20 protein-coding genes and 5 pseudogenes are annotated in these 25843 nt (G+C 43.8%); 21 read left to right on the top strand and 4 right to left on the bottom strand.

From position 1 onward, the window contains the following. Positions 1-2: 2 nt before the first annotated feature. A pseudogene (locus BBD41_RS00005) lies at positions 3-785 on the bottom strand (aldo/keto reductase); the annotation flags it as partial. Between the two features lie 174 nt (positions 786-959). Between BBD41_RS00005 and BBD41_RS00010 the strand changes: the two are divergent. Next, complete coding sequence (locus BBD41_RS00010) at positions 960-1409, top strand: MerR family transcriptional regulator (RefSeq protein WP_077566332.1); 450 nt, start codon at positions 960-962, stop codon at positions 1407-1409. A 320-nt stretch (positions 1410-1729) separates the two neighbouring features. After that, a complete protein-coding gene (locus tag BBD41_RS00015; RefSeq protein ID WP_099476295.1) occupies positions 1730-2602 on the top strand; it encodes an aminoglycoside phosphotransferase family protein in 873 nt (290 codons plus the stop codon). A 34-nt stretch (positions 2603-2636) separates the two neighbouring features. On the opposite strand, the pseudogene BBD41_RS30530 reads toward BBD41_RS00015, so the two are convergent. Next, positions 2637-2848: pseudogene (locus BBD41_RS30530) on the bottom strand (group II intron reverse transcriptase/maturase); the annotation flags it as partial. Positions 2849-3208: 360 nt separating this feature from the next. Here BBD41_RS30530 and BBD41_RS00025 point away from each other — a divergent pair. From BBD41_RS00025 to BBD41_RS00040, 3 genes are all read left to right on the top strand, one after another. Next, positions 3209-4285: a phosphotransferase family protein gene (locus BBD41_RS00025; protein ID WP_099476296.1), complete on the top strand. Its 1077-nt coding sequence runs from the start codon at positions 3209-3211 to the stop codon at positions 4283-4285. Positions 4286-4646: 361 nt separating this feature from the next. Continuing rightward, on the top strand, positions 4647-4859 hold the full coding sequence (locus BBD41_RS30595) for an NUDIX hydrolase (protein ID WP_418304240.1): 213 nt from the start codon (positions 4647-4649) through the stop codon (positions 4857-4859). Positions 4860-5881: 1022 nt separating this feature from the next. Next, on the top strand, positions 5882-6640 hold the full coding sequence (locus BBD41_RS00040) for a hydroxypyruvate isomerase family protein (protein WP_099476299.1): 759 nt from the start codon (positions 5882-5884) through the stop codon (positions 6638-6640). Between the two features lie 311 nt (positions 6641-6951). Here BBD41_RS00040 and BBD41_RS30600 read toward each other — a convergent pair whose 3' ends face one another. Beyond that, the gene (locus BBD41_RS30600; RefSeq protein WP_099476300.1) at positions 6952-7812 is read right to left on the bottom strand and encodes a helix-turn-helix transcriptional regulator; all 861 of its coding nucleotides are present in this window, start codon (positions 7810-7812) and stop codon (positions 6952-6954) included. A gap of 116 nt (positions 7813-7928) precedes the next feature. Between BBD41_RS30600 and BBD41_RS00050 the strand changes: the two genes are divergently transcribed. From BBD41_RS00050 to BBD41_RS00120, 14 genes and pseudogenes are all read left to right on the top strand, one after another. Continuing rightward, positions 7929-9914: a beta-galactosidase gene (locus BBD41_RS00050; RefSeq protein WP_099476301.1), complete on the top strand. Its 1986-nt coding sequence runs from the start codon at positions 7929-7931 to the stop codon at positions 9912-9914. A gap of 664 nt (positions 9915-10578) precedes the next feature. Further along, positions 10579-11430, top strand: coding sequence for an alpha/beta fold macrolide esterase (gene mle / locus BBD41_RS00055; RefSeq protein WP_099476302.1), 852 nt, complete (start codon positions 10579-10581; stop codon positions 11428-11430). Positions 11431-11550: 120 nt separating this feature from the next. Further along, complete coding sequence (locus BBD41_RS00060; protein ID WP_099476303.1) at positions 11551-12342, top strand: phosphotransferase; 792 nt, start codon at positions 11551-11553, stop codon at positions 12340-12342. 196 nt (positions 12343-12538) lie between these two features. Further along, positions 12539-12706: pseudogene (locus BBD41_RS30535) on the top strand (LysR family transcriptional regulator); the annotation flags it as partial. Between the two features lie 500 nt (positions 12707-13206). Further along, on the top strand, positions 13207-14157 hold the full coding sequence (locus BBD41_RS00065; protein ID WP_157929245.1) for an ABC transporter ATP-binding protein: 951 nt from the start codon (positions 13207-13209) through the stop codon (positions 14155-14157). A 1-nt stretch (position 14158) separates the two neighbouring features. Then, positions 14159-14899, top strand: coding sequence for an ABC transporter permease (locus BBD41_RS00070; protein WP_099476305.1), 741 nt, complete (start codon positions 14159-14161; stop codon positions 14897-14899). A gap of 977 nt (positions 14900-15876) precedes the next feature. Further along, the gene (locus BBD41_RS00080; RefSeq protein ID WP_077566317.1) at positions 15877-16158 is read left to right on the top strand and encodes an ArsR/SmtB family transcription factor; all 282 of its coding nucleotides are present in this window, start codon (positions 15877-15879) and stop codon (positions 16156-16158) included. A 59-nt stretch (positions 16159-16217) separates the two neighbouring features. Further along, positions 16218-17264, top strand: coding sequence for an LLM class flavin-dependent oxidoreductase (locus BBD41_RS00085; protein ID WP_099476306.1), 1047 nt, complete (start codon positions 16218-16220; stop codon positions 17262-17264). Positions 17265-17352: 88 nt separating this feature from the next. Then, a complete protein-coding gene (locus BBD41_RS00090; RefSeq protein WP_077566315.1) occupies positions 17353-18537 on the top strand; it encodes an MFS transporter in 1185 nt (394 codons plus the stop codon). Between the two features lie 539 nt (positions 18538-19076). Next, a complete protein-coding gene (locus BBD41_RS00100) occupies positions 19077-19712 on the top strand; it encodes a sensor histidine kinase (RefSeq protein WP_162292781.1) in 636 nt (211 codons plus the stop codon). Between the two features lie 606 nt (positions 19713-20318). Further along, positions 20319-20889 (top strand): annotated as a pseudogene (locus BBD41_RS00105) (sigma-70 family RNA polymerase sigma factor). Then, on the top strand, positions 20890-21315 hold the full coding sequence (locus tag BBD41_RS00110) for a DUF3600 domain-containing protein (RefSeq protein ID WP_077566313.1): 426 nt from the start codon (positions 20890-20892) through the stop codon (positions 21313-21315). Positions 21316-21991: 676 nt separating this feature from the next. Then, a complete protein-coding gene (locus tag BBD41_RS30540; protein WP_335582741.1) occupies positions 21992-22066 on the top strand; it encodes a hypothetical protein in 75 nt (24 codons plus the stop codon). 294 nt (positions 22067-22360) lie between these two features. Then, complete coding sequence (locus BBD41_RS00120) at positions 22361-22792, top strand: VOC family protein (protein ID WP_077566312.1); 432 nt, start codon at positions 22361-22363, stop codon at positions 22790-22792. Between the two features lie 219 nt (positions 22793-23011). Here the strand turns inward: BBD41_RS00120 and BBD41_RS00125 are convergent, their stop codons facing one another. Continuing rightward, entirely contained in the window at positions 23012-23509 is a 498-nt protein-coding gene (locus BBD41_RS00125) for a MarR family winged helix-turn-helix transcriptional regulator (protein ID WP_077566311.1), read from the bottom strand. A 207-nt stretch (positions 23510-23716) separates the two neighbouring features. Between BBD41_RS00125 and BBD41_RS00130 the strand changes: the two genes are divergently transcribed. Together BBD41_RS00130 and BBD41_RS00135 are read left to right on the top strand one after the other, a co-directional pair. Next, complete coding sequence (locus tag BBD41_RS00130) at positions 23717-25174, top strand: MFS transporter (protein ID WP_206098279.1); 1458 nt, start codon at positions 23717-23719, stop codon at positions 25172-25174. A gap of 195 nt (positions 25175-25369) precedes the next feature. Next, a pseudogene (locus BBD41_RS00135) lies at positions 25370-25778 on the top strand (P-loop NTPase family protein); the annotation flags it as partial. Positions 25779-25843: the final 65 nt, after the last annotated feature.

The raw sequence follows: 25843 nt of genomic DNA on the forward strand, positions 1-25843 counted from the left end.
CTTTCCCGAGTATCGAGGGTCGAGATTTGTTCCATGTCGTCCGTGCTTAACTCAAAGTCGAAAATATCGAAGTTTTCTACGATCCGCTCTTTGTGTACCGATTTTGGAATGACAACGACTTCGCGCTGAACAAGCCAGCGCAACACGACTTGGGCGACGGACTTGTTGTGTTTAACAGCAATTGAGGTCAGCAGTTCGTTGCCGAACATGTTGCCCCGTCCTTCAGCGAACGGCGCCCACGACTGGTGTTGAACTCTCTGCTCTTTCATAAAAGCGGTGGTCTCCATCTGCTGGTAGAATGGGTGCGTTTCAATCTGGTTGACGGCGGGCACGATTTCATTATGCACGATGAGGTCCATCAGACGGTCGGGCAAGAAGTTGCTGACCCCGATAGCTTTAATTTTGCCTTCGCGGTACAGTTCCTCCATTGCACGCCAAGCACCATAGTAATCGCCGAACGGCTGATGAATAAGGTACAGATCGAGATAGTCGAGTTGCAGCTTCTTCAGGGATTTAGCAAACGCCAGCTTGGCACTCTCGTAGCTGGCATCCTGAACCCAAAGTTTGGTCGTGATGAACAGCTCCTCACGCGGTACACCGCTGCGCTTAATCGCGCGTCCGACCGCTTCCTCGTTCAGATAGCCGGCGGCGGTGTCGATCAGGCGGTAACCGGTCATTAGTGCTTCAAATACTGCGCGCTCGCATTCCTCGGCATCAGGAACCTGGTAGACACCAAAGCCGATGATCGGCATTTTCACTCCGTTGTTCAACGTTACGGTTTGCATTGTGATTCCTCCTATTGTTCAAATGAATAACTGCAAATGGCTGCAAATCCCGGGGACGGTACTTGAGAACAGAGATTCCGTTTATAGCCGATTTGCATTACAATCAGCTTAGAACCTTCGTGTTACACGAAGTCAAGCTTCTTTTTAAGAATTGTTTTTCTAGGAGGATTTCACATGCATACAGTTAAAGAAGCCGCCCAGATAACAGGGCTCACCGAGCATGCCGTGCGCTTTTACACAGATAAGGGTCTGGTGCCAAGCGTACAGCGCAATCAGAATAATATCCGGATGTTCGATGAAGAATCGATCAACTGGTTGCATGGCATTAAATGCCTCAAGCAATCCGGAATGCCAATTGAACTCATTAAAAGGTACGTCGATTTATGCCTTGAAGGGGATTCGACCATTCCTCAGCGCTACACACTCATGATGGAGCATAAAGAGGCGGCGCTTGCTAAGCTCGAGGAAGCGAAACTGCACGTTGCCCATTTGGAGGAAAAAACAACCCTATATCAGGACATTCTAGAACAACGCTCTCCAGACACAACGAATCCCGGCAACTGGGACAGAATTCTGCATATGCATAGTGACGTATTTTATTCGCCATCTGTTCGGAAAGTTTGAGGGAAATACAATGGGTGATGGAGTAGAAGGAACTGTATAACGGACAGGTGCCCATCTGACCCGATTGAAATGAAGATGTATGACAGACCGTTGTCATATGTCTTCTTGTATTATATTGGGAGATCGGTGTTGCGCTCCCCACTCACATAATAATGTTTTCTATAACGTTGATTCAAGTAGTAGAACTAGCTGTTTTACGTGCCAATGATACCGCTGATTAGCGGTATACTTTAACTATAATTAGGTATTATCTGTCTATTTCATTATTTCTTTGATACCCTGTTAAATATGTGATGGTAACACCGAGGGGGTAGCGATTCATGGTTGAGAAAATGCACGTCGACGAAAAGGAACTTGATGAAGCGCTCGTTTCTCGTCTGCTTGTTGCCCAGTTTCCCCATTGGGCGGATCTATCCCTGCGACGGATTGAGCCGGCTGGCACAGTGAACGCCATCTTTCGGCTAGGCAACGAATATTCAGTCCGGCTCGCGCGGCGGGAAGGGCCTACGACACCAGAAAGTCCCGAGTTTACTTGGCTGCCTAAGCTTGCTCCATTGCTTCCGCTGGAAGCTCCTGTACCAGTCGCTCTAGGGCACCCGAATAGCGAATATCCGTGGTTTTGGTATATACACACATGGGTTGAGGGCGAGACGGTACCGATAGAGGAGATTGACGCGATTCAGGCAGCTCGTGATCTTGCGGAGTTCGTTGCAGCGCTGCAACAAATCGATTCATCGGGTGGGCCGCAGGGACGCGGCATACCTTTGGCTCAAAGGGATGAGGGGTTCCGTTACTGGTTGGCACAGTTCGATGGCGATGTTGCTGCGGTGTCTGATGTATGGGAATCGGCACTTGCCGCGCCTCCGTGGAGCGGCCCACCAGTTTGGCATCACGGCGACCTTGACATGCGTAACTGGCTTGTGCGAAATAAACGAATCACCGGTGTGATTGATTGGGATACAATGGGCGTTGGCGATCCTGCCTGCGATGTCATGGTCGCATGGAAGTTACACTCTCCGGCAGCACGTGACGCGTTCCGCAAATATCTTCCTACGGATGACGCTACATGGGCAAGAGCCCGCGGATGGGTCGTATCGCAGGCGGTGGCAGTGCTGGCTTACTACACGCCAGAAAACAATCCAGTTCTGTACCATGAGGCGAAATCCTGGCTCGACCTAGTATTGTCAGAATGATGCCTGATAATAAACTTTTCAGCCCTTTCGCTTCCTAATAGAAGTTCGGAAGGGCGTTATTCGTGTTGCGGGACATTTCCCAATCACCTCTACAGGAGTTGGCCAACTGGACGCTGCCCACTCGGGCACACCCAGTGCCCGGAGCTCAAGGAGGTGGGTGCGTACCCGTTTCCATTGTCTCCACAAGCACATTCTCATGCGCCAGTGATTCCACTGGTCGAATCTCTCACAGTGGTTCTTGGCAGACATATCCAGCCCATGAGCCTGATTGTGTAGTTATGTTATAAGTTAGGAATTTCTGCTTATTAAGCTAGCGGGCAATACTGTTATAATAAATTTATTACCGAAGTAAATAGGTCATGCCGGGGGACAAGAACATGTTCCTATTACCGATTAGACATATATCTAATTGGTCATAATCTCTCCGATTATTCATAAAACTAACGGGCAGGATAGTTTAATCATAATCGTTATTTACCAAATACTCTGCTGTCTTTTATTTTATAATTAAAAGAAACTGGAGGTAGTCTAGCGTTAAGCTTAGTCGTCCGTCGGCAATAAAAAAACGCCTCCCCCTACCAATCTGAACCAGGAGCATGTGAGAAAATGACAAACTGCGTAATTACCGATCCTACAGATTCTTTGCAATTAAATCTCGATTATATCATTTCCTGCTTAAATCGCGCTGGCAGTCTCGAGCGTGAAGCACTTCTGACCGACTACCGCTTGGAACGGCTCGGTGCTGACAATTCAATGGTGTATCGGATTCATTTGGTATATGAAGACGCTGTTGGTGACTCTCCAGAAAGTTTATTCTTGAAGCTGTGCACCGGAGGCGCATTTGGTCGTTCGGAAGTCGACTATTACACGAAAGACTACTTAGGATTGTGCGGAGTCCCAATTCCGACTTGTTATGATGCTTGTTACGAGCACTCTTCCTACCATCTCTTACTGGAAGACTTGACGAACACCCATAGAAATAATTGGGGCATTACTCCTACGTTAGCGTATGGTAAGACGGCAGCTAGAGCATTGGCAAAACTTCACAGTTATTACTGGGGTACAGACCGCCTCCAAAGTGCAGGGTATGACGCCGTCGACCAAAGTCAGTTGGCACGATATTTGGAGCATATGAGTGTAGGGTTAAGGCCTTTGCTCGAAGAACTTCAAGATGACAGCGGAACAGCGCCCCAAAGAGATGTCGTGTCGGACGTATTCAAAAGGCATCCCGATGCGATGGCGAGACGACTTTCGTCTGGCGGACCACTCACATTGATCCATGGCGATGTTAATCCCGGTAACATATTATCTCAGAAGGACGACTCGTCTAAGGGCATTTATTTAATTGATCGACAGCCATTCAAATGGTCGCTACAAAACTGGGTCGGACCGAGTGATTTGTCTTATATGATGGTCTTGTGGTGGGATCCGGAGTACCGTCGAATGCTTGAGCATGACGTGCTGAGCGCATATTACAATTCGCTAATTGAATTTGGAGTAAAGGACTACACGTGGGAAATGGCATTGTCCGATTACAGGTTATCAGCTTTGCAGTGCTTCTATATCGCAGCTTCATGGTGCATAAATCCGGAAGAACGCACAAACATGCGTTGGTTATGGAGTTCACAATTAGAACGCGCCTGTGCGTTTTACCAAGACTGGCAGTGTCATGAAGTGCTGTAGGTTCCCCTGAGAAGGGGGAGCTTAGGTTATTAAGGCAGATTGAAAAATTACAACTGTCGTTCTTGAATTGGTTCCCACAGTACCCAGTTTATTGAGGAAAAATTGACGATTATAAGAATTTGGACAGGAGTATAGGAACTTCGAGGAAACACGAATCTTGCTTCTGAAACATTTAGATAACTCTAAATATGATTGAACTATCTGGGAACGATAGCTCAACAACCAACGACGGCAGCCGGCAAGAAAAATCTGCTGTCGTCGTTACGCTAAAGGGCAGTGTTTTGCGCAACTACCATACCTTCGGAATCGTATAAGAGACAAATATTGACTGGATGCTCCATTAAGGCATGCTCTAATTGTTGTGAAGTACCAAGGAAAGTACCTTTTCTTGCATAATAAGTGGAGAAAGAACTGGGAACTGCCAGGAGGTATTATTGAACCGGGAGAGAATGCTCAACAATGTGTAATTAGAGAATTATTTGAAGAAACCAATCTAAATATTGATTCGGTTGAGTTCAAGGGACTAATGAAGTTTAGACTTCAGCCAAGTTTTCATGGAGCTGAACGAACATAATATGGGGCTCTGTTTATGGGTGAACTGTATCAACTTGATGATTTTGTTGAAAACGACGAAGCTTCCTCAATCATCCTTTGGGATGGTACATCAGAGATTGGGATATCGCCGAAATAGATAGGAAGTTAATTGAATTAGTGCGTTATATATGATTAAACGATCGGAAAACAATAAAACAACTTTCCAACCACTGAAACGTATTCATCAAGGGAGGTCAACGGATAACGTGTGGGGAAAGCGGTAGGGGTGATAGGAAGCACAACCACACATTCTAAAAGAGGATATTTTCGATACAAGTTCTTGTCCCTAGTCGAGGACAAGAACAAGAGCCGATAACCTATTAGATAAGTTTCTAACTATGTTTCCGTGCAATTTCATTAAGCTAGCGGGCAGGATTGCTCAATGCCATCATAGAATACCTATTATCGGGTTTGATACTTAGGAGGACGGAACATCCCTATCGCGATTATCCAGGTGATGCCCATGTACGGGTTCCTGGTTGATGGTGCCACATTTATATAATAATAACTGAAGTTATGCCCAACACGGGTTACCTTTGACGGTACGATTGATTGGTCTACAACTGTGAAAAAATTGCGGAAACGGGTTATTAAGGAGCAACTGCAATATTGGCCATGAATTGGATTAGGAGGATTAATCGGCTAGAAAGTTTTTAGCGTTTGAGAGCAAAAGGGCTGGAACATTATCCTAGGGGAAACGAGTGTATGTCACGCTTGAATTTTCACAAATGGATTTTACAAGTGAAGGTACAACGAGGTTGGTCATCTGCGGAAGATCACCTATTGATAAGAACACGAATCACATCCAATTCAGTAATGAGAATGGTGAGAACAGACAAATTGTAGAATTCATGAAAACTGATGGCTATGAAGAACAAGTATTTGAGTTAGAGAGGATAACAGACTTGAAGGATAGTGGCGTTCATCTTCCTAGCTGGGAACCAATTCGACTTTAAAGGGTTCCGCTTTGAACAATAAGAATATAAAGGACGCGGTAAACTTATGAAGTTCTCAGTTTGCATTGATTCCGTATTTCGGGATATGGACATGCAAGAGGCACTGTCACTCGTAAAATCTTCGGGTTTTGACGCATTCGAGTTTTGGAATTGGAGACAAAAAGACATAAATCTGATGGCGAACGTAATGAAAAGACTAGATCTTTCGGTCTCAACTTTTTGTACGGATGGCGGCACCTTGGTCGATCGGGAATCGCATAAGGATTTCTTGCAAGGTCTCAAGGAATCAATTAGTGTGGCTAAGAAACTTGGCTGCAGCACGTTGATAACCCAAACTGGCAATGAACGGACGGGTATTCCGCGTGAACGTCAAATCGAATCCGTAGTAATGGGGTTACGATTGGCAGCTCCGATAGCAGAGGAAGCTGGAATTACACTTCTTTTAGAGCCTCTCAACACGGCAGTGGATCATCCTGGATATCTCTTAACCAGTTCTAGCGAGGCATTCGACATTATCGAACAAGTCAGTAGCGATCATGTGAAAGTGTTGTTCGATATTTATCACCAACAGATCACAGAAGGGAATATAATCAGTTCTATGCTGGGCAATCTTCAAAGTATTGGCCATTTACATGCTGCCGGTTGCCCGGGGCGCAATGAGTTGCAATTTGGTGAAGTCCATTATGCTAACGTAATTCAAGCATTGCGCAGTGCGGGGTATTCGAACTATTTCGGTTTAGAGTTTTTTCCTTCCGTTGATCCTGCACAAGGATTAGTCTTCGCCAAGAGTTTGATGGATTCATAGTAAGGACAGAAGAATAGTGGCCGGGCGCTGTTAGCTACCCGGCCATGTTTATTGAATTTACAAGATAAGTGCTGACAAGTATCCGGAGCTCGTCATTGAAAATTTCGATAGCGTATGCGTATCGACTATACCTTGTTGAGTCGGCACAGCATCCAGTCTACGAGTGATCAAGAAAGCTAATTGCGATACGCAGGCATTGCAGCTGAGCTCGCCACCAGTTCTGACCACCGAGTAGTCGGCTATCTGGTCTATCCACTTCGAGAGGGAGACGAGGAAGAGGTTGTATTTAACATGATAATCGCCTTATGTTGTTAGTTGCTGCCTATACCTCGCATTATTCTGAATTGTTCAGGAGTCATCCCCTCAGACTTTCGGAAGCACTGTATGAAGTACGTGCTGTTTGAAAAACCGCTGTACTCCGCAATTTGCTTCACTGTCATATTTGAAGATACCAGTAGGGCTTTGGATTTGAGAATACGACATTCTGTTAAATACTCAATCGGAGTCTTTCCATTTAAGCGGCGGAACTGTCTGCTGAAATGTGAAGGACTACAATTCGCCTGCGACGCCATCTGCTCTAGCGTGAGCGACTCATGGCAGTGGGAGAGTATCCACTCCGCCGCCTCGGCTAGCCTGTCTCGCATCCCTGGTTTAGGGATGCCCTTGATAGCTTCTGCATGCTGGACGAGTAAGGCGACCATCTCATAAGTGATGGCTGATAATCTCGCTGATCCCTCTTGAAACGGTGGCATGCTGCAGTCTAGCAATTCTGACCAAAGCTGGTCAAGTCGCGCAACACCTTCCCACGAGAAGATCCAAACGTCTCGCTCCCCACGCCCCTGGAGAAGTGAGCCTAGTCCGCGCCCTGTAAAATGAATCCATCTGATATCCCATGGGTCGATACGGTCAGCGTAATATCGTTGCGGAACGCCGGGCCCATAAAGAAACCCAGAGCCGCTTCGAAGTTCCACGAATTCCTCTCCGGTCCACACGTATCCCTTGCCTGCGCGAACGAGATGCCAGTTATAGGTTGTTAATCCGTTGGGTCTATTCTCATGGTGTTCTGTCTCATCGATATAGTGACCGAATGATTCTGGATAACAGAGAAAGCGTTCGAATCGCGGGTTCGGAACAAAGTGATTTATCCGCAATAATGTCACCCCGAATAGCATAATTTTGATATACCGAGCAAAAATGAATGATTTATCACTCCATTTTTAAATAATATAATTATTTTGTTGTTATAAACGCAAGCAAAATAATAATACATAAAGTGGAGGATCGAAATATGAGAATGGGTGTGGATTACTATCCGGAGCATTGGGACCGCTCTATGTGGGAAGAAGATGCTAAGCTCATGCAAGAGACAGGCGTAAGTTTGATTCGGGTAGCCGAATTCGCCTGGTCACGACTTGAACCGACTGAAGGCAACTATGATTTCACTTGGCTTGATGATGCAATAGATACGTTTGCAACACATGGTATCCAAGTGGTCATCGGAACGCCGACCTGCACGCCGCCGAATTGGCTCGTGAATGCGTATCCCGATGTGCTACCACAAGACGAAAAGCTGCATCCACGTTATCCGGGAATTCGGGGGCACCGTTGTTATAACAGTCCTTCCATGAGACACTATTCGGCATTAATTGTGGAAAGGCTTGCTCTTCACTATGCGAATAATCCAGCTGTTATTGGTTGGCAGACTGATAATGAGTTTAGTCTGAATGAATGCAACTGCGAGCATTGCAATTCGCGGTTCCGGATGTGGCTTCAGGATAAGTATGATTCGATCGAATCCATCAACGCGGCGTGGGGTACCGTCGTGTGGAGCGGGGAGTACAGCGATTGGTCGCAAATAACAACTCCGCTTGGGGGAACCAATCATAAGAACCCATCCTATGTATTGGATTACAAACGTTTCGAGACTGATTCCGTAGTCGAATTCCAACAGCTGCAATTGAACATTTTGAGGAAGCATTGTCCAAATCATTTTGTTACGCATAACATCTGGAGTTATCCGATGTCGCTGGATTATTACAAACTTTGCGAGAATCTAGATTTCGTTTCTCTCGACTATTACCCGAGCACAAGTCCGGAGAAAGCGGAGTCGAGCGGATACAGCGGAGCACTTACATTGGATTTAGCCCGTGGAATTAAACGGCAGAATTTCTGGATCATGGAGACAATTAGTGGCCCGCCGGGGTGCTGGATGCCGATGTGGCGTACGCCTCATCCTGGATTTATCCGTGCCTTTGCTTGGCAGAGCATCGCACGTGGCGCAGGTACACTCGTACACTTCCGTTGGCGAAGCGCTCCATCTGGAGCAGAGCAATTCTGGCACGGGCTTATCGATCACAGTAACGTGCCCGGCAGGAGATTCGAGGAATACCGCGGGTTGTGCGATGAAGTCCGGAAGCTTGCTCCGCTGTTGGAAGGGACGGAAGTGCAGGGCGAAGTGGCCATTCTTCATTCGCACGATCAATATAACGCGTTTCAGATTCAACACCAGGTAGAAGGTATGGATTATTTCGATAATCTGAAAACGATCCATCGTGCCTTCACTAAGCTCGGCATCATGACGGATGTACTAAACGAGACAGATGATCTGAGCGGATATAAGTTAATTGTGGCTCCTTCGCTCTTCCTGCTCGACCCAGAGATTGCGTCTCGTTTAGAGACTTGCGTCAAGAACGGAGCTACGCTGGTATTGATGCCTCGAACGGGCGTGAAGAACCAGAATAACGTATGCTGGATCCAACCGTTGCCCGGACCGCTTTCCAATGCGGCGGGGGTCACTGTAGCTGAGTATGACCCGATAGGGAGGGATGTACACAACATCCGCTGGCAGAATAAAGCTTACTCCTGCAGCCAATGGTGCGATATCCTATCACCTAAAGGTGCTGAGGCAGTGGCATGGTATGAAGACGATTTCTTCGCAGGTGAGACAGCCGCGACTGTTCATAAATTTGGCGAGGGCAAGGTTTACTATTTGGGAACGGTTCCCGAGGAGGCATTCTATTTGGACTTCTTTCGGGATGTAGCAGATAATTCGGGCCTGCACTTTATCCCTGACTTGCCAGAAGGTATTCAGATTTCGACACGTGTGAAAGGGTCTACGAGATATTTGTTCCTAATGAATCTTACGCGTAAGCAACAGACCATGCTGCTTGATGGTACGTTTCGAAGTCTTCTCGGCAGTAGAGAGATCGGCCCAGCACTAACGATGGCTCCTTATGCGGTCGAAATCGTAGAACTTCCCCAGAAAAATGTATAGCTAAAACGAAAGATAACATCGGGGCAAAGGAGTATGTTAGATATGATGGCACTCCTGCCATGTAGATCAAATTTTTTCACGAAGGTCCTCAACAGTTGCATATTAACACCGAAAAAAACCGCTATAAATTAAGATTTAAAAGGAGTTTGAAGTTAGTTAACAAGTAGGCAGCCGTTATCGAGATCGGCTGCCTTTGTTAAACTAACGGGCAGATTAGCGTTGAACTGAGCGGTTAGCCTGAAAGGCACTTTCCAGGTGTTGACATAGAAATTCATCATGTGTTAGCATTGCAATAATTGATAAGAGCGGAGGGGTTACGTGTGTTAAACTAATTCTTCGATATTCCTTGCACAAATGAATTTAAATAGTGGTTTAAGGCTATTTGTTTTGCGTGCATCGTGATCGAAGATTGGTTTACCTTCCACGGTAACCTAGTTTAGTACTATGCGATTGGAGACAGGGGTAACTCTAAGCTCATGTTCGTATAGACTGGATTTAAGAAAATGTAATGAACCCTTTTGATCTATCCGGTGAGGGGACTGCGAGTCTATCATAGGGTAATCATCTAATTACGTTCATTTTCAATTTCTTTATTCGATTACTGCATGCACAGGCCGATAGCCTGTGTTTTTTTTATTTCTACGTTAATATTGGAGGAATTTACATGAACGAACGATTAATAAAAGTAAATGGGATTGAAATATGTACCGACAGTTTCGGACTACAAGGTAACCCGGCAATATTACTGATTATGGGTGCCCAATCCTCAATGATTTGGTGGGAAGAAGAATTTTGCCGGCGCCTGGCAGATACAGGACGATTTGTCATTCGTTATGATAACCGCGATGTAGGACGTTCAACAACTTACGAACCTGGTCAACCGGGCTATACTTTCGAAGATATGGCAGATGATGCTGTTCGAGTATTGGATGCTTATAAAATTCAGCAGGCACACATCGTAGGCTTGTCCATGGGTGGTATGCTGACTCAAATGATAGCTCTGCGGCATCCAGAAAGAGTTTTAACCATTACCCTCTTATCAACGTCCAATTTTGCTCCGGATCTCCCCCCGATGGAGGAAAGGATTATGGATTTTTTCTCGAATGTGGGGGCAATAGATTGGAATAATGAACAATCGGTAGTCGAATTTGCAATAGATAGATCAAGAATCCTAGTGGGTTCAAAGCATCCTCTTGATGAGAAAAAAGTTTATCATTTGGCACAAGAAGAAATAAAAAGAAGCAAAAATATTGCCAGCATCCATAATCATGGCATGCTCACAGGTGGAGAATCCTATTTGTCTAGGACGGGTGAAATAAACGTGCCCGCTTTGGTTATACATGGCACTGAAGATCCGATTATCCCTTATGAACATGGAAAAAATCTTGCTAAAGAAATTCCAGGTGCGGTTTTATTGACATTGGAAGGTACTGGACATGAGCTTCACTATGGCGACTGGGATATAATAATCGATTCTATTTCAAATCACACTGCGATACCAAATCAGTTCAGCTAACGATCAATAATCGACACGAAGGCAGCCTGCCCGAACGTTCGGCTGCCTTTTCCAAGCTAATTGAACAAACAGGATTGTTTTACGGTCTAAAGTAAGTCATATCAGGGAGGAATATTTTTAATGTCAAACCATGAAAATGAAGTAATACTAACAGGAGGGAATGTCTCTAAAGTGTATCGTTCGGGAGATACTGTACGACGCGAATCAAAACCAGATAGTTACAAAATTCATAAGCTATTAAAGCATTTGGAGAACAAAGGTTTCAGTTATGCACCTAAATTTTTAGGTATCGATGAAAAAGGAAGAGAGATATTATCATTTATTGAAGGAGAAGCTGGTATTTATCCTTTAAAGGAATACATGTGGTCTGATGATGTCTTAATAGAAATAGCGAAAATGCTCAGGTTTTATCATGATTCTGTGAGTGATTTTTCATTTGATGAGAGCTGGAAATCGATAGATAATACCCCTCTACAGTTTGAAGTATTGTGCCATAATGATTTTGCAATATACAACATTGTTTTTAATCAAGAAAGACCAATAGGTATTATTGATTTTGATGTTGCTGGACCTGGTCCAAGACTTTGGGACATAGCATATACGCTTTATACTTGCGTCCCTTTAAGCAGATGTTATCTTTCCGAAACAGGTGAAATTATTTACTATAATTCATTACAGCATGCTAACCGTATAAAACGAAGAGTTGAATTGTTTTTTGAATCGTACGGTGAAGGAAAGGAAGAAGATTACTTGGAAATGGTTTTGCTACGATTAGAAGGGTTATGTAAAACAATCATAAGGAAAGGCAGTGAAGGTGACATCGCTTTTCAAAAGATGATGGATGAGGGGCATCTTGAACATTATCAAAACGATATTAAATTCATTCGAGAACATGGAAAAGAGTGGATTTAAGGTTAGCTTATGCTCAACTAACGGGAAACGATAGCTCACTAAAGATAAAACTGCAGCCGACCAGTTGATCGACTGCAGTTTCTTACCAATTATCGAGGGATACGAACATAGTCCCATTGAAAGCCGCTAATTTAGCGGCTTTTTTGTTTTATCGGCATAAGTTCTTACTGCTGTTTATTTCTGTTTACGAGGATAGGTGTCTGCAAATAAATTATATCAATCAGAAGTTGTCTACAAAGCAATATGTGATTCTAAAATTGTTGCGGAACTAGCCGTTGCATCCCGAAAGACGAATATAAACCCAGAATTACAAGAGTTTTTGAAAATAGCGAAAGGCAAGGCGATGAACACATTTACAAAGTGACGAGAAAGTGACAAAACTGTTAGTTTGAACGAAAGGTTTGTAAGAAAGTTCGATGGTTTCCTCCTTTTTTTTAAATTATATTGAAAATGAAGAAAGAAGAAGGAAATGTCCTACTCATGGTGATACCTATTTTTATGAAAAAGTAAAAAAAGCGGGGGAGCGGACGGAAGATGACATTTTCTCAGCTCGCGTTTAAAAACGTTAGTCGAAATATACGTACGTATGCCGCATATTTTTTAAGTGAAAACGTCATGTTAGAGAAAAAACAGTACATTCACATAGTAAGAAGTAGTTAAGTCCCATTTAAACCTTTTTTCCCATCCTTGTTTTGTACGTTCCCTAAACCTAAAAATACATATACTGGGGATAATTTTGCGGGCTAGAACAAGAACCCTGTCACTAAGCCATTGAGAAATGAGCTCGTAGCTGATTTTTATTTCAGGCTGTTTTTAATGAATTCATGAAATGAGGCTACACTTATAATGTAAGGAGTGGGACAATTGAAAACGGTACTATCGGTGCAACAACTAACGAAAGAAATCAAGGGCAAGTTGATTGTGCGAGACATATCGTTCGATGTGGTAGAGGGAGAGATTATTGGACTGCTTGGTGCGAACGGAGCGGGCAAGACAACCACGATGAAGATGATAGTTGGTCTAAGCACAATAAGTGACGGGGACGTGCGGATTGCAGGCTACAGTATTAAGAGTCAGTTTTCTAAAGCACTCTCCAATGTAGGGGCAGTGATTGAAGCACCTGCATTCTATCCTTATTTGAGTGGGTACGAAAATTTACGTCAATATCAGCGTTTGCACAAAAATGCGGATAAGGATTGGTTGCTGGAGGTAGCCAGTCTGACTGGGATAGAACATGCGCTTAAGCAGCGAGTAGGCACGTACTCCATGGGAATGAAACAACGCTTGGGAATCGCACAAGCACTACTGCGAAAACCAAAGTTGCTTGTGTTAGATGAGCCGATGAATGCACTTGATCCTGCTGGTGTCCGTGAAACCCGGAACTATTTAAATAGAATTGCGGCAGATTTGGGCGTAGCAATTGTGATCTCCAGTCATCAACTGTCTGAGATTGAGCAGATGGCACGCCGAGTGGTTATTATACAGAATGGCCGCTTAGTGAGAGAGCAGCGGATTGATGATGGGTTAAGTGATGGAAACTTCTGTATTACTCTTCACATTGATAATATTGAGCTTACAAGCGAGGTTGTGGTTAACTTGTTTGGGGATGATCATCATGCATTGGATTATATGCAGACAGAGAAATTATCTAACGGTTTGCATACTATGACAGTAGCTATTGATGAAGGTCAAGTTCCAAAGCTGATTCGAGCATTGTGTGATGCCGGGGTGGAAGTTCATCGGGTGTTGCCGACACATACGAGTCTAGAGGATAAGTTTTTAGAATGGACAACTGCGCGCAGTGAGGTGAGTTAAGTTGTTATGGAATGAATGTTTGAAGATAGTGAATAAAAGAATTTTTATTCTTTCACACATTGGTTTTATTGTGATGACGGTACTGTTGTCTTGGTCGTACATCAGTAATCTCAAAGCTGATGTTACGGTGGCCCAAATGGTAGCTGCTTTGCTTGGCCTATCGGGAATGCTTGTTATTCTACCTTGGGCGATCGTTTTGTCACCTCTTATTTGGACGGATGAGTATCATTATGGTACTCTGAAACAACTATTCCTGCATACGTCCTCGCGCTCACGGTTGTATGTTGCCAAAATTGCTGCGATGATCTTGCTCATCGTTACGGGTGTTGTTAGTATATTCATTGTTTCTTTGTTATTGAATCTTCTGATGGCTCCACAAAACATGCAATGGGGCGATATGACGGATGTTATATACTCTATCGGAGCACTCGTATTGCAATGCTGCCTTTATGCAAGTCTAGCATCCTTGATTGGTGTGTGGACGAGATCAGCTGCTATCGCAGTAGGCGGGAGTTTAGTGCTATACTTTCTTCAAATAATTTTTGGAAGTAGTCTCTTATCTACATCATGGACTCACATTCTATTCATTCATCATGATGATTTAAGTGTCTATTGGAGCACATCACAATATAAATCGGAATTAGTTGGTTTACCTATGTCGTTAGCGATAGATATCTCCTATATTTTGTTTTTCTTTGCAATTGGATTATGGTTGTTCGTCAAAGAGAGAGGAGCAGGCTAAACATAACACGGAGCTAAGAATGAGCAAAATAGGATACAGTTATGTCGCTTATGCCGATATTCGGGATAACGGTATGGAAGACGAAAACAATGAATGTGAAACTGAAAGTAGCCAATAATGATAAGTGACAATTGATTACGCTAGTCCAATAAACCAGCAACAGTCTAGGACTTTATTTTTCTGTGAAAATAAAAATGCTTGGGTCACCCAGTTATTATTTTTGATCAGGCTGGGAAACCTTATAAACAAGCTAAAAAAGCCAATAAGAAAACTAAGCTACCACCACCTGTTGGAGGGTATCTTTGTATAAATCTATTTGCTTTTGGTTATATTAATTAACTTGCATTTCTTAAAATGGCTCCTTGTTGATGAGCATGGAGTAAATAATCCGAAGCATTCGATGCGATAAAGCTACGAGTGCTTTTTTCTTTTGCAGCTATTGACCAGTTTTTCGTTGCTAACCAGCGATTCCTACACCTTGAAACAGCTCATGCAGCTTCGCACAGTGCTGATTTAATATGGGGATTTCCCTTTACAGTCCTAATCAGAAGCCAGCGCATCTGGTTCTAGAGGAGTTGTACGAGCGCTGAACAAAATAATGAAGAAGTGAAGCAGTTGATCAAAAAGTTGGAACAAGATATGAGTTGGAAACGCAGGGAGGTCGTTCCTTGTCGAGGGACAAGAACATGGTCCCATTGAAAGTCGCTATTTGAGCGGCTTTTTTATGTTATCGGTACAAGTTCTTGTCACGAGCCAAGGACAAGAACTTGTACGATTGCCGTAAAGGACAAGATATTGCGTGGAGCTCGAAGAAACATGCTTTCCCTGCCAAACATAAATAGAAACGCGCTATATTGGTCTTTCAGTTGAATTGGCGACGGCATTATTTTCTCTTTACACCGCAGCGATTAGGTGGTATCATCATTTCTATAATTCCAAAAGTATAGAAATGATGATGGGAAGGAGAATATAAATAAATGGACCATGTTGATCACGAACTGGTGCAAGCTGTTAAAGTATACAAGGCTCTAGGTGAACCTACACGATTAAAAATTGCATTAATGCTGGTAAATGAAAGCAATCAGTGTGTTACTGCGATTAGTGAAAAGCTTGAAAACGTGGCTGGCTCAACATTATCTCATCACCTTAAGCAACTGACGGATTCGGGCTTAATCCAGTCGCAAAAGAGCGGTTCATTTATTCACTACAGTGTTAATCAAGAAGTGGCAAAGAAATTTGCGCCATATTTACTGGCGTAAATTTTTTGATAATCATTTCTATACATTTAGAAATATAGAAACGAAAGGAGCGAGCAAATATGAAAAACCACTCAACACTGGAACTTGGAATCTCTACATTTCTCCACACCAACCCCAATAAAGGAGGCGTTATGCCATGCGAACGACTGCGACAAGCCATGGAAGAGATTCAACTGGCTGATCAGGTAGGTCTTGACGTCTATGCTATCGGTGAGCATCATCGCATGGACTACACAAGCTCATCGCCAGCAATTATCTTGGCTTCTGCTGCTGCCACTACAAAACATATTCGGCTGTCTAGCGCCGTAACGGTACTGTCTTCGTCCGATCCAGTCCGCGTATATCAGGAATTTGCTACCCTGGATAACTTAACGAATGGGCGGGCCGAGATCATGGCTGGACGAGGTTCTTTCGTCGAATCCTTTCCACTCTTCGGTTATAACCTGCAAAATTATGAGGAATTATTCACAGAAAAACTGGAACTTTTACTTAAAGTACGATCTTCAGAGAGAGTAACATGGAATGGCACGCACCGTGCTCCACTTAACAATACGGGCGTATATCCGCGTGCGCAACAGTCTCCGCTTCCCGTGTGGATTGCTAATGGCGGCAGTCCAGAGTCGGCAATCCGTGCCGGTCAGCTTGGTCTTCCTGTGGTCTTCTCCATAATTGGCGGTTTCCCGGAGCGTTTCGCTCCATTAGTGCAGATATATCTTAAAGCTGCCCAACAAGCAGGACACAATCCCAGTGCCTTACAGATCGCCTGTCATTCGCATGGTTTTATTGCAAACTCGTTTGCAATAGCCAAAGAAAAGTATTATCCCATCATGGCAGACCAAATGAATCAAATTGGAAAAGAACGCGGCTGGGCGACTTATACACGAAGCGTATATGAGGAGGCGTTAAGTCCACGTGGGGCGCTTTATGTTGGAGATCCAGAATATGTAGCAGAAAAGATCGTGCGTGCAACTAATCAACTGAGCTTGACTCGTTTTCTTTTATACGTTGATTTTAGTACATTGCCTCATCGTGATTTGTTGAGAACGATTGAACTTTTTGGTACGAAAGTGGCGCCCCTTGTACGCAAGGAGCTGGCCAGGCATTAAGAAAGTACGTAGTTAAAGAAAATGTAAACCTATATAAATTTTAATTCTATATATCTAGATATATAGAAATGAAAAGAGGTACAATAAGATGATTAAATCGTGGAAAATCTATATTTTAGCTATTGTTAGTTTTTTAGTGGGGACTTCGGAATTTATAATTGCCGGAATATTGGATCTGGTTTCCAGAGATGTAGGCGTAACAATTGCTACTGCTGGCCAACTCATTTCGGTTTATTCGATTGCTTACGCGGTTGGCACTCCAATTCTCATTGCAGCTACCTCAAAAATAAGCCGAAGAAAACTCATGTTGGCTGCTTTGGCGCTATTCTTTATTGGAAATCTGATCACAGTGGTCACGAACGGCTATACGATGCTTGTTGGAGCTCGGGTTATCTTAGCTCTTAGCACCGGTGTCTTTACGGTGGTTGCGCTAACTGTATCTGCTCAGATTGCTGGACCTGGCAAACAAGGCACTGCCATAGCAACGATTATGATGGGATTTAATCTATCGCTTATTTTGGGTGTTCCTCTGGGAAGGGTCATTGCGAGCATCTACGACTGGAAAGTGATTTTTTACGGAATCGGGCTGCTTAGTTTTATCGCGATGCTGGTCATTTCAATCACTATACCAAAGTCCAAGGGAGATGCAAGTGTGCCTCTTAGAGAACAACTTGCCCTGTTAAAAAACCCCCAACTTTTATTAACTTTGTCGATCAGCTTCTTCTGGATGGTTGGTTACACGATTATTTACACGTTTATTACACCATTTCTGCTGAACATTACTGGAATGAGCAATAGTATGGTGAGCATTTCGCTATTTGCTTTCGGCATAGCAAGTTTGCTTGGCGCCCAGGCTGGAGGATATGGTGCAGATAAGTTGGGTATTCCACGTACATTGAATGGAAGCCTGATCCTCCACGCTGGTATTTTGCTCCTGATGACTATATTTGCTCATTTTTCTATAGCTGTTTTTCCGTTGCTTCTGTTATGGTCGTTTTTTGCCTGGTTTACGGGGCCCGTTCAGCAAGTTTATATGATTAGCTTGGCACCAAGCGCATCGGGAATTCTCTTGAGCTTGAATACATCTTTCATACAGTCAGGAATTGCGGTGGGAGCTGTTGTTGGCGGTGTGGTTGTGGAAAGCTTCTCACTGCAGTCGGTCGGCGTGGCAGGCGCAATTGGTGTTGCAGTCGCACTCCTCCCAGCTATAATATCGCTCTCGATGCGAAGTCAGTCTGCAAATGGAATAGGATCCGCCGCGGGCAAGCAATAAAACAGACACGTATGAAATAATGACGACGCTGAAAGGCTTTAATCCGATTGTGGCGACCTCCCACTGTCGCGTTCGTCCAGCGGCAGTGATGGCGGTTCGCAAGTTCCATGGGTGAGAGGGAACGGCGTTGGGTGCTGTTTTGGGAAGCTTTGACGCGTTTTAGCATTGATTCATGAGGCAATCTGCACGGATTTTGCCGAGGCTCGGGCTATTCTCATTCTTCTAGCCATTATTATAAGTATGATCTGCATACCCAGTTGAACCAGACGGATTATCTCGGAGACGATAAGACGCGGATCTTGGTCATTTTGACGGTACCAGGGATCGCTTGTATCTTTACAGCAAACAAACCGCTCGTCTATCTGATGAAATGGATCACGCTTTTGGCGGGTGACAAGTATGAAGCACCTCCGTTAAAACGAAGTTTTTACAAGGGAAATGGAAAGCTGATAAACCCCTATCATTTTTACGAAAGGCCTCATCATGCACATGCGCAAACTGACGGCAAACCTGCAAAACATGCCATGGAAAGGGATCGGATGGACGAATTGAAGCGGGAATGGGGAGCCGGCATATCGCATGATTTGAGAACGCATCTAACGTATATCAAAAGCTATGCTTCCATGCTGCTATCCCCGCAATACGGCTGGAACGATTCGGAAAAAACGAAATTTTTGTGGGAGATCCAGCAAAAGACCGAACATTTGGAAGTGCTGATTCAGGATTTGAACCTTTCCTTCCAGATGGACCATCAGAACATTCCGCTGTCCGCGACGAGCGGCGACATCGTCGACTTTGTAAGGCGGATCGCGGCGGATGTGGGGTATAATCCCCGGGCTAGCAAGCATGAACTGAATTACGATGCGCATTATCGGGGGAGCACGACGAAGCAAAAGTCCGAGGGAACGGGACTGGGCATGGCCAATGCCAAACAATTGGTTTTAGCGCATCAGAGCGACATTTCGGTCACAAGCAGGACCAATGAAGGGACTGCCGTTGAAATTTCGCTCCCCAGTTTATCGACTGGAAAAAAAACACTAACGCCATTAGTACGTTCACTGCGGCAACGGGACATCCAGATTTTCCATTGTAACCATGCTCTGTTTTTGAACCATTACCCCCCAGTGGTACGAATCGACGACCGAGGAGGAACGGGCTCATTTAAACGATCTTAAGGATTACCATGAGATCGGTAAGGAAGAAAAGTTAACTTCATTTCCTGAATTCGAATGGAGGGAAGTCTGGAGGGCCAGACACAGAGACGATGTGTTTCATGCCCAATGGATGAATGAGCAAGAAAATGTGTACGATCAAATCAAGATACCCGTGGAAATCGAGCCACAAGATGGAGATCTTCTCATTTACTACAAAGAACAATTCGATCGTATACTACAGCATTCAATGATTGAACTAACGGGATACGTTAGTTAAACTTTGCTCAGCTGATGATTTACAAAAGCGAGCCCCTTGTAGAGAAAGAGAGGGCCCGCTTTTTTATGGCAACGAACATATACGCATAAATGTCCTCATAAATAGCGGGCCTTTTGATTTATGAATATAATCTTTTGTCCAAAGCCTGTGATAAGAAATTTCTCCTTAACTTCGGCAGATTTTCTTATAAGGCATCTTGGTTTAACAATAACGCCAACGGATATGCCGATATGCAGAAATAAATCATTTTCCGGTCACAGCTGAATACTTGTCCTATATTTTGAAATAATTCGAACGATATCAATAAATATTACCAATATATACTGTAAGACCGAAGGGGGAGGTGGCAGATGAATCATCAATCTGAATATGCAAGGCTTATTTCGCTTACGCTGGCCGGGAGCCGTGATGCGTTTGGTGAGTTATATGAAGCAACCATTAAGGACGTGTACAATACTGTTTATTTCCTTACGGGAACCATCAGATGCAGAGGATGTCGTTCAGGAGATTTATATTCAAGTATACCGGTCTCTTGAAAAGTTTGACGTAAGCAGGCCGTTTCGGCCTTGGTTAATGGGAGTGGTCATGCGGCAAGTTCAGGCTTACCGCAGAAAGAGTTGGACACATGTGCGGATCATCAAAAAAGCTGAACGGATTGACCAAGCCGTGGTCTACGAGTTCTCAAGTGAGGTGGTCAACAAAGTATCGAATCAATCGCTACTTGCATGCGTAAATCGACTTTCTTATAAGCTGAAGCTAGTAGTTATTCTGCATTATATGAATGATTACACGCAAGAAGAAATTGCAGCCACATTAGAAATCCCTCTTGGTACGGTAAAATCGCGGATTATTGCTGCTCTACAAAAGATGCGCAAAAATAAGAAAAATAGCATTCTGGCTATGGGAAGGTGGAGGAGCTAAATGAGTCTCGATGAAAGATTGAAAACTGCTTTTAAGGAAGAGACCAAAGAATGGAACGCACCAACGGAGCTCAAGGAAAAAATATTAAACAAAGTCGTACACATTCAAGGAGGAAGGCAAATGAAAAAATGGGTCGTTGTATGTATTTTGGCCGCTACATTGTTAATCCCAACAGGTGCTTTTGCCGGTTATAGCTACATAGCTGATTCCATCTATGGTTCGAGGGAAAATATCGGAGTAACTCAAAAACAATATGATGAGCTGGAGGCAAAGCTGCAGACCGCTAAACAAAACCTAAGTGAAGAGGAGTTTACAAAATGGATGTCCTTACTAAAAGAATTGGGCACCCTTAATTTGAAAGTTGCCGATGCAAATGGGGATTTTAATTTTGAGAAATTAAGCGTAGGAGAGCAAAAAAAACTATAGAAGGTTAACAACAGAGCTAGAGCCACTCTTTCGTAAATTAAATGAAGTTCAATCAACGAAGAGAGAAGTTAAACTTTTAGATAGCACTACTTTCTGGAATGAAGTGCTAGATCAGCAGGGCAAATATTAAGCAAAGAAGAGTTTAATGAGTTTCAAAAATTAGTAAATGAATTAATGGCTTATGACGCCAAAACACTTGATCCGGATGGTAGTGTTCATATTGAACGGCTATCAAAGGAAGATCAAACGAATATAGAGCAAGTGGAACAGCAGTTGCAACCATTTTTTAAGAAGTTGGGCATTACAATTAAGCCGAAAGCTTGATCTCCACTTGTCGAGGAACAAGAACATGTACGCTTAAAAGTCCGCATAAATAGCGGGCTTTTTTGATTAGCGGCTTTAGCCAGTTGAGATCGCGAAGCGTGCGAAACAAAGACTTAAGCGGAACAAATGAAAAAATGTCGAGTGTTGGGGGACAAGAACATAGTCCGATTACCGATAGATGATCATCTAAATAATAAGCATATGTAGTTAAAACCTTCAATAACACCATGATGCATGACAGTTTTTTCACATTGTTATGGAACAACTCTTTGATCGGGTGTATGGGAGCGGACTTTGATCGCCCACCGGCTTCTCTAGACAAATGAAGATGGAAGATCCGTCTAACATCACCATGCAAGTATACCGCTGGGCCAGCAAGCTGCTGGAAGAGCATTGGGATGGCTTGCCGGGCTTTTTTTTTATGTAGAATAATTTGTGTCATCAAAAAATGCAGAAAAGTGGCCACACTATAGGATTTTGACTCAAATGTGACTACATTATAGAGTAGCCTTCATAGAATCTAACCAGGTCGCAAAATTGGCAAGATCTTAAAGGATTTCTATCTGTTGATGATTATCATAATCTCGATCAGTCTTTTCGACTTTGCCATTGTAAACTCCATTTCTTGTATTTATGACAAGTTTTGTCACTATTGTACGATAAGATGCTAATGAAGTCCAAATAACAAATTGGACAATTTCAAGTAAAAGGAGCTGTTTATATGTCAATGCGCTCAACACCATTTATTATGCTGGATGGACAAGCTGCGGAAGCGATTGAGTTTTACCGGGAAGCGTTGAACTCGAAATTACTGTTCAAAACTACGTACGGGGAAGGCACGGATGCCGATGGTTTGCCTGATGAAGTGAAGACTCGTATTTCCCATGCTGTGTTGCAAACCGGTGAAAATGATTTGATGGTCGCTGACATCTTTCCGGGGAAATCTATTGTAATCGGAGATCAGGTAAATATTTGCATTACAGCTACGCAACAAAGCGAGATTGAAGAAATGTATAAAAAATTCAGTGAAAAAGGACAAGTTATATTCCCGTTGCAAGAAACTGAATTCAGTCCCTGCTTCGGAATAGTGAAAGATCATTTTAACATTACATTTCAGTTCTTCATGAATGATACAACAAGCAGTTGGAGCTGAAAATAAAAGGCCTTGACCGGGGAGGGGAACCGCCCCCTTAATGTAAGACAAATTAAAACACCTTCAAGAAAATGCAACCATGTCGTAGGGCATGGAGATCATCTTGGAGGTGTTTTTTTGTCGGCAACTAGAGTTAGCTATCCTGTTGAAGTGAAAATGAAAGCTATTGGTATGAGGGTAGACAGCATTCCGGGAAAAGAAGCCATTGTCAGTGCTTTTTTATTCTGAATTGGGTTCTTGATGTTGTTCATCCAGGACTAATCTCATAGTCGAGTTAAACTTGTTTAAAAAAGTCACATATTGATTCAACTGCAAGTCCGTATATTCTCTGAGCATTGAATCTACGTGGTTAGCGAGAGGTCCAAAAAACTGTGCAGTATGTGCTTGGACATTAGGACCGCTATGTAGAGTAACCATCCGTCGATCGGTAGCTTCGCGAGTACGATATATGTGCCCAGCACGTTCAAGACGGTTGAGCAATGCAGTGGTTGCTCCCGACGATAACGAAATACGCTCACTTAACCGTGCAGGCGATAATGGAGAACCAATATCCTCCGCGTAGAAAATCTCTATTAATGCAATAGCGTCAGTAGAATGTAAATTAAGCGAAGTTGCAAATCGGTGTGAAAGCTCGGCGTAATTCGCACCAAACCGTCGAAGTTCATTTACAATTTGCTCGCGGTGTTCAGTGACGTCTCTAAGTTCTGGATTATCCATGGATACTTTCTCCTTGATTAATATCAATATATCATCTCTAGATTATCACACTAGCTTAATCACCACTATCTTAATGTACTTCAAAGCGACTGTAAAGGCGTAAACGGATTTATGTTGTATTGGTTATATTGAATGGAAATATTCCCTTGACAATATAATTCGATAATGTTGTATAATAATAAAGCTTTATCATAAAGATACTTTACAGTGAAGGTATTTAAATTGAAAAGTCGATTAGTAAGTCCCCGTTCACAACTAATTGCTCTAGTTGTCGTCTTAGTTGCGGTTTTCATGGAATTGCTTGATGCAACGATTGTCAGTGTAGCTGCTCCTTCGATAGCCGTATCGTTAGGAGCCAGCGAAGCAGAGCTCCAATGGACGGTGGCAGGGTACACACTTGCGTTAGCAGCTGGATTAATAACGGGCGGACGAATAGGTGACCAGTTTGGACGGAGACGTGCTTTCTTAATAGGACTTATGGGGTTTACCTTAGCCTCGTTATTATGTGCGCTTGCTACTAGTCCGGCTTTCTTAATCGCTGCACGTGTTGCGCAAGGGTTAACTGGAAGTTTAATGATACCCCAGGTTTTTGGCATTATTCGCACAGCGTTTACGCCATCTCAACGAGCTAAGGCATTCGGAGCCTATGGTGCTGTTTTAGGTCTAGCTAGCCTGGCGGGGCCACTGCTTGGAGGAATACTTGTTAATGCTGATCTTTTGGGATTGGGTTGGCGCACCATTTTTGGGGTGAACGTACCAGTCGGTATCGTCGGTCTTATTCTTGGATTCAGGTATATACCTGAATCTCGTGGAGCTGGTTCAATGAAACTTGACTTGGGTGGCGCAGTACTAATTTCATTTGCGATGATATTAATTTTGTTACCTATAGTACAGGGACGTGAGTGGGGGTGGCCATGGTGGGGCTTCGTAATGCTTGCCTTATCCATCCCATTAATAGCGCTCTTTTTTATGAGAGAAAGCCGCTTGGCCGCAGGCGGCGACCAACCAATACTTGATCCGGCGCTTTTGCGTATAAGAGCATTTACAAGTGGTCTTTCCGCTTCCCTGTTATTCTTTGGGGGTATAGGCTCATTTTTCTTCCTATTTGCCCTTTACCTTCAATTCGGCACCGGACGGGATGCGCTTGAAACGGGTATGGCCATTCTTCCTTACGCGATAGGGTCTATCATTACATCTGGCATCGGTGTCCAATTTGCAAACCGGGCCGGTCGCGCCATGCTTGTGTTCGGCAGTTTACTTCTTGCGATCTCTCAGGGAATTCTATTGCTAAATGTCAGAGATGGTGTTGATCCATCTTATTGGGCGCTCGCCTTGCCAATGTTTATCGGCGGATTAGGGATCGGTTTTACTGCGCCTATTCTGGTGAATGTCATTATTGCTGGGGTCCCTGGCAAAGATGCTGGTTCTGCCGGTGCCGTTCTTACTACGATGGGTCAAATAGGCAACTCCATCGGAATTGCGATCCTGGGTGTCCTTTTCTTCTCTAGGTTAAACTCTTCATTTACCGTTGAAGAAAATCAATTGATTGCTTATGGCGATGCATTGACCTTTATTCTTCCCTGGCTAATTGCATGTTATGTTATAGCGGCTGCTCTCATGCTTTTGCTGCCAGCAAAAGCAGCCTCTGAGGAACTTCATCACTGATATCAGGGACAGCAAACAATTCGCCACCAATTATTCTGTATAAATATGCCATTAATCTTCAGACGTGGGACGAATAAGAACCTGTACTTGGTAGTAGCGCTCGAAACCCAAATCGTCGATGCAGCCACGCTGAAAAACACAAGTTACGTCAAACTCATGAAGCAGTTCATCATTTTGGATTCAGTCATTTTTAGTAAAATCACAATTTTTACCGGTGTGTCCGGGTCTGGTAAATCGTCGATTGTCTTTGATACCATCGCTGCAGAAGCGCAGGCGCTGTTGAACGATAACTTCAGTTTGCACTTAATTTCCTGCCTCGCAACCGCAAGCCGACAATATCGAGAACCTGAGCATGGCGATTGTGGTCGACCAGAAGCGGCTTGGAGGAGGCATGCAATCGACACTCGGCACGGTCAGCGATATTGCTCCGATGTTACGCTTGTTATTCGAGCGTGTGGGCCAGCCGCAAGTAGGCAATGTCGACCATTTCTCCTTCAATACTACACAAGGGATGTGCCCGGTATGCAACGGAGTCGGTCGGAAAGTGGGTGTCGATCTGGAGGCTGCCATAGACCAAAGCAAATCTCTGGGGGAGGGAGCCATCTGAACTGCTGAAGTCTATACGACAACTTATCAGCGTAATAGTAAAGGGTTTAGGCATTTATCCTA

Source organism: Paenibacillus ihbetae (assembly GCF_002741055.1).
GTDB classification, from domain to species: domain Bacteria; phylum Bacillota; class Bacilli; order Paenibacillales; family Paenibacillaceae; genus Paenibacillus_AQ; species Paenibacillus_AQ ihbetae.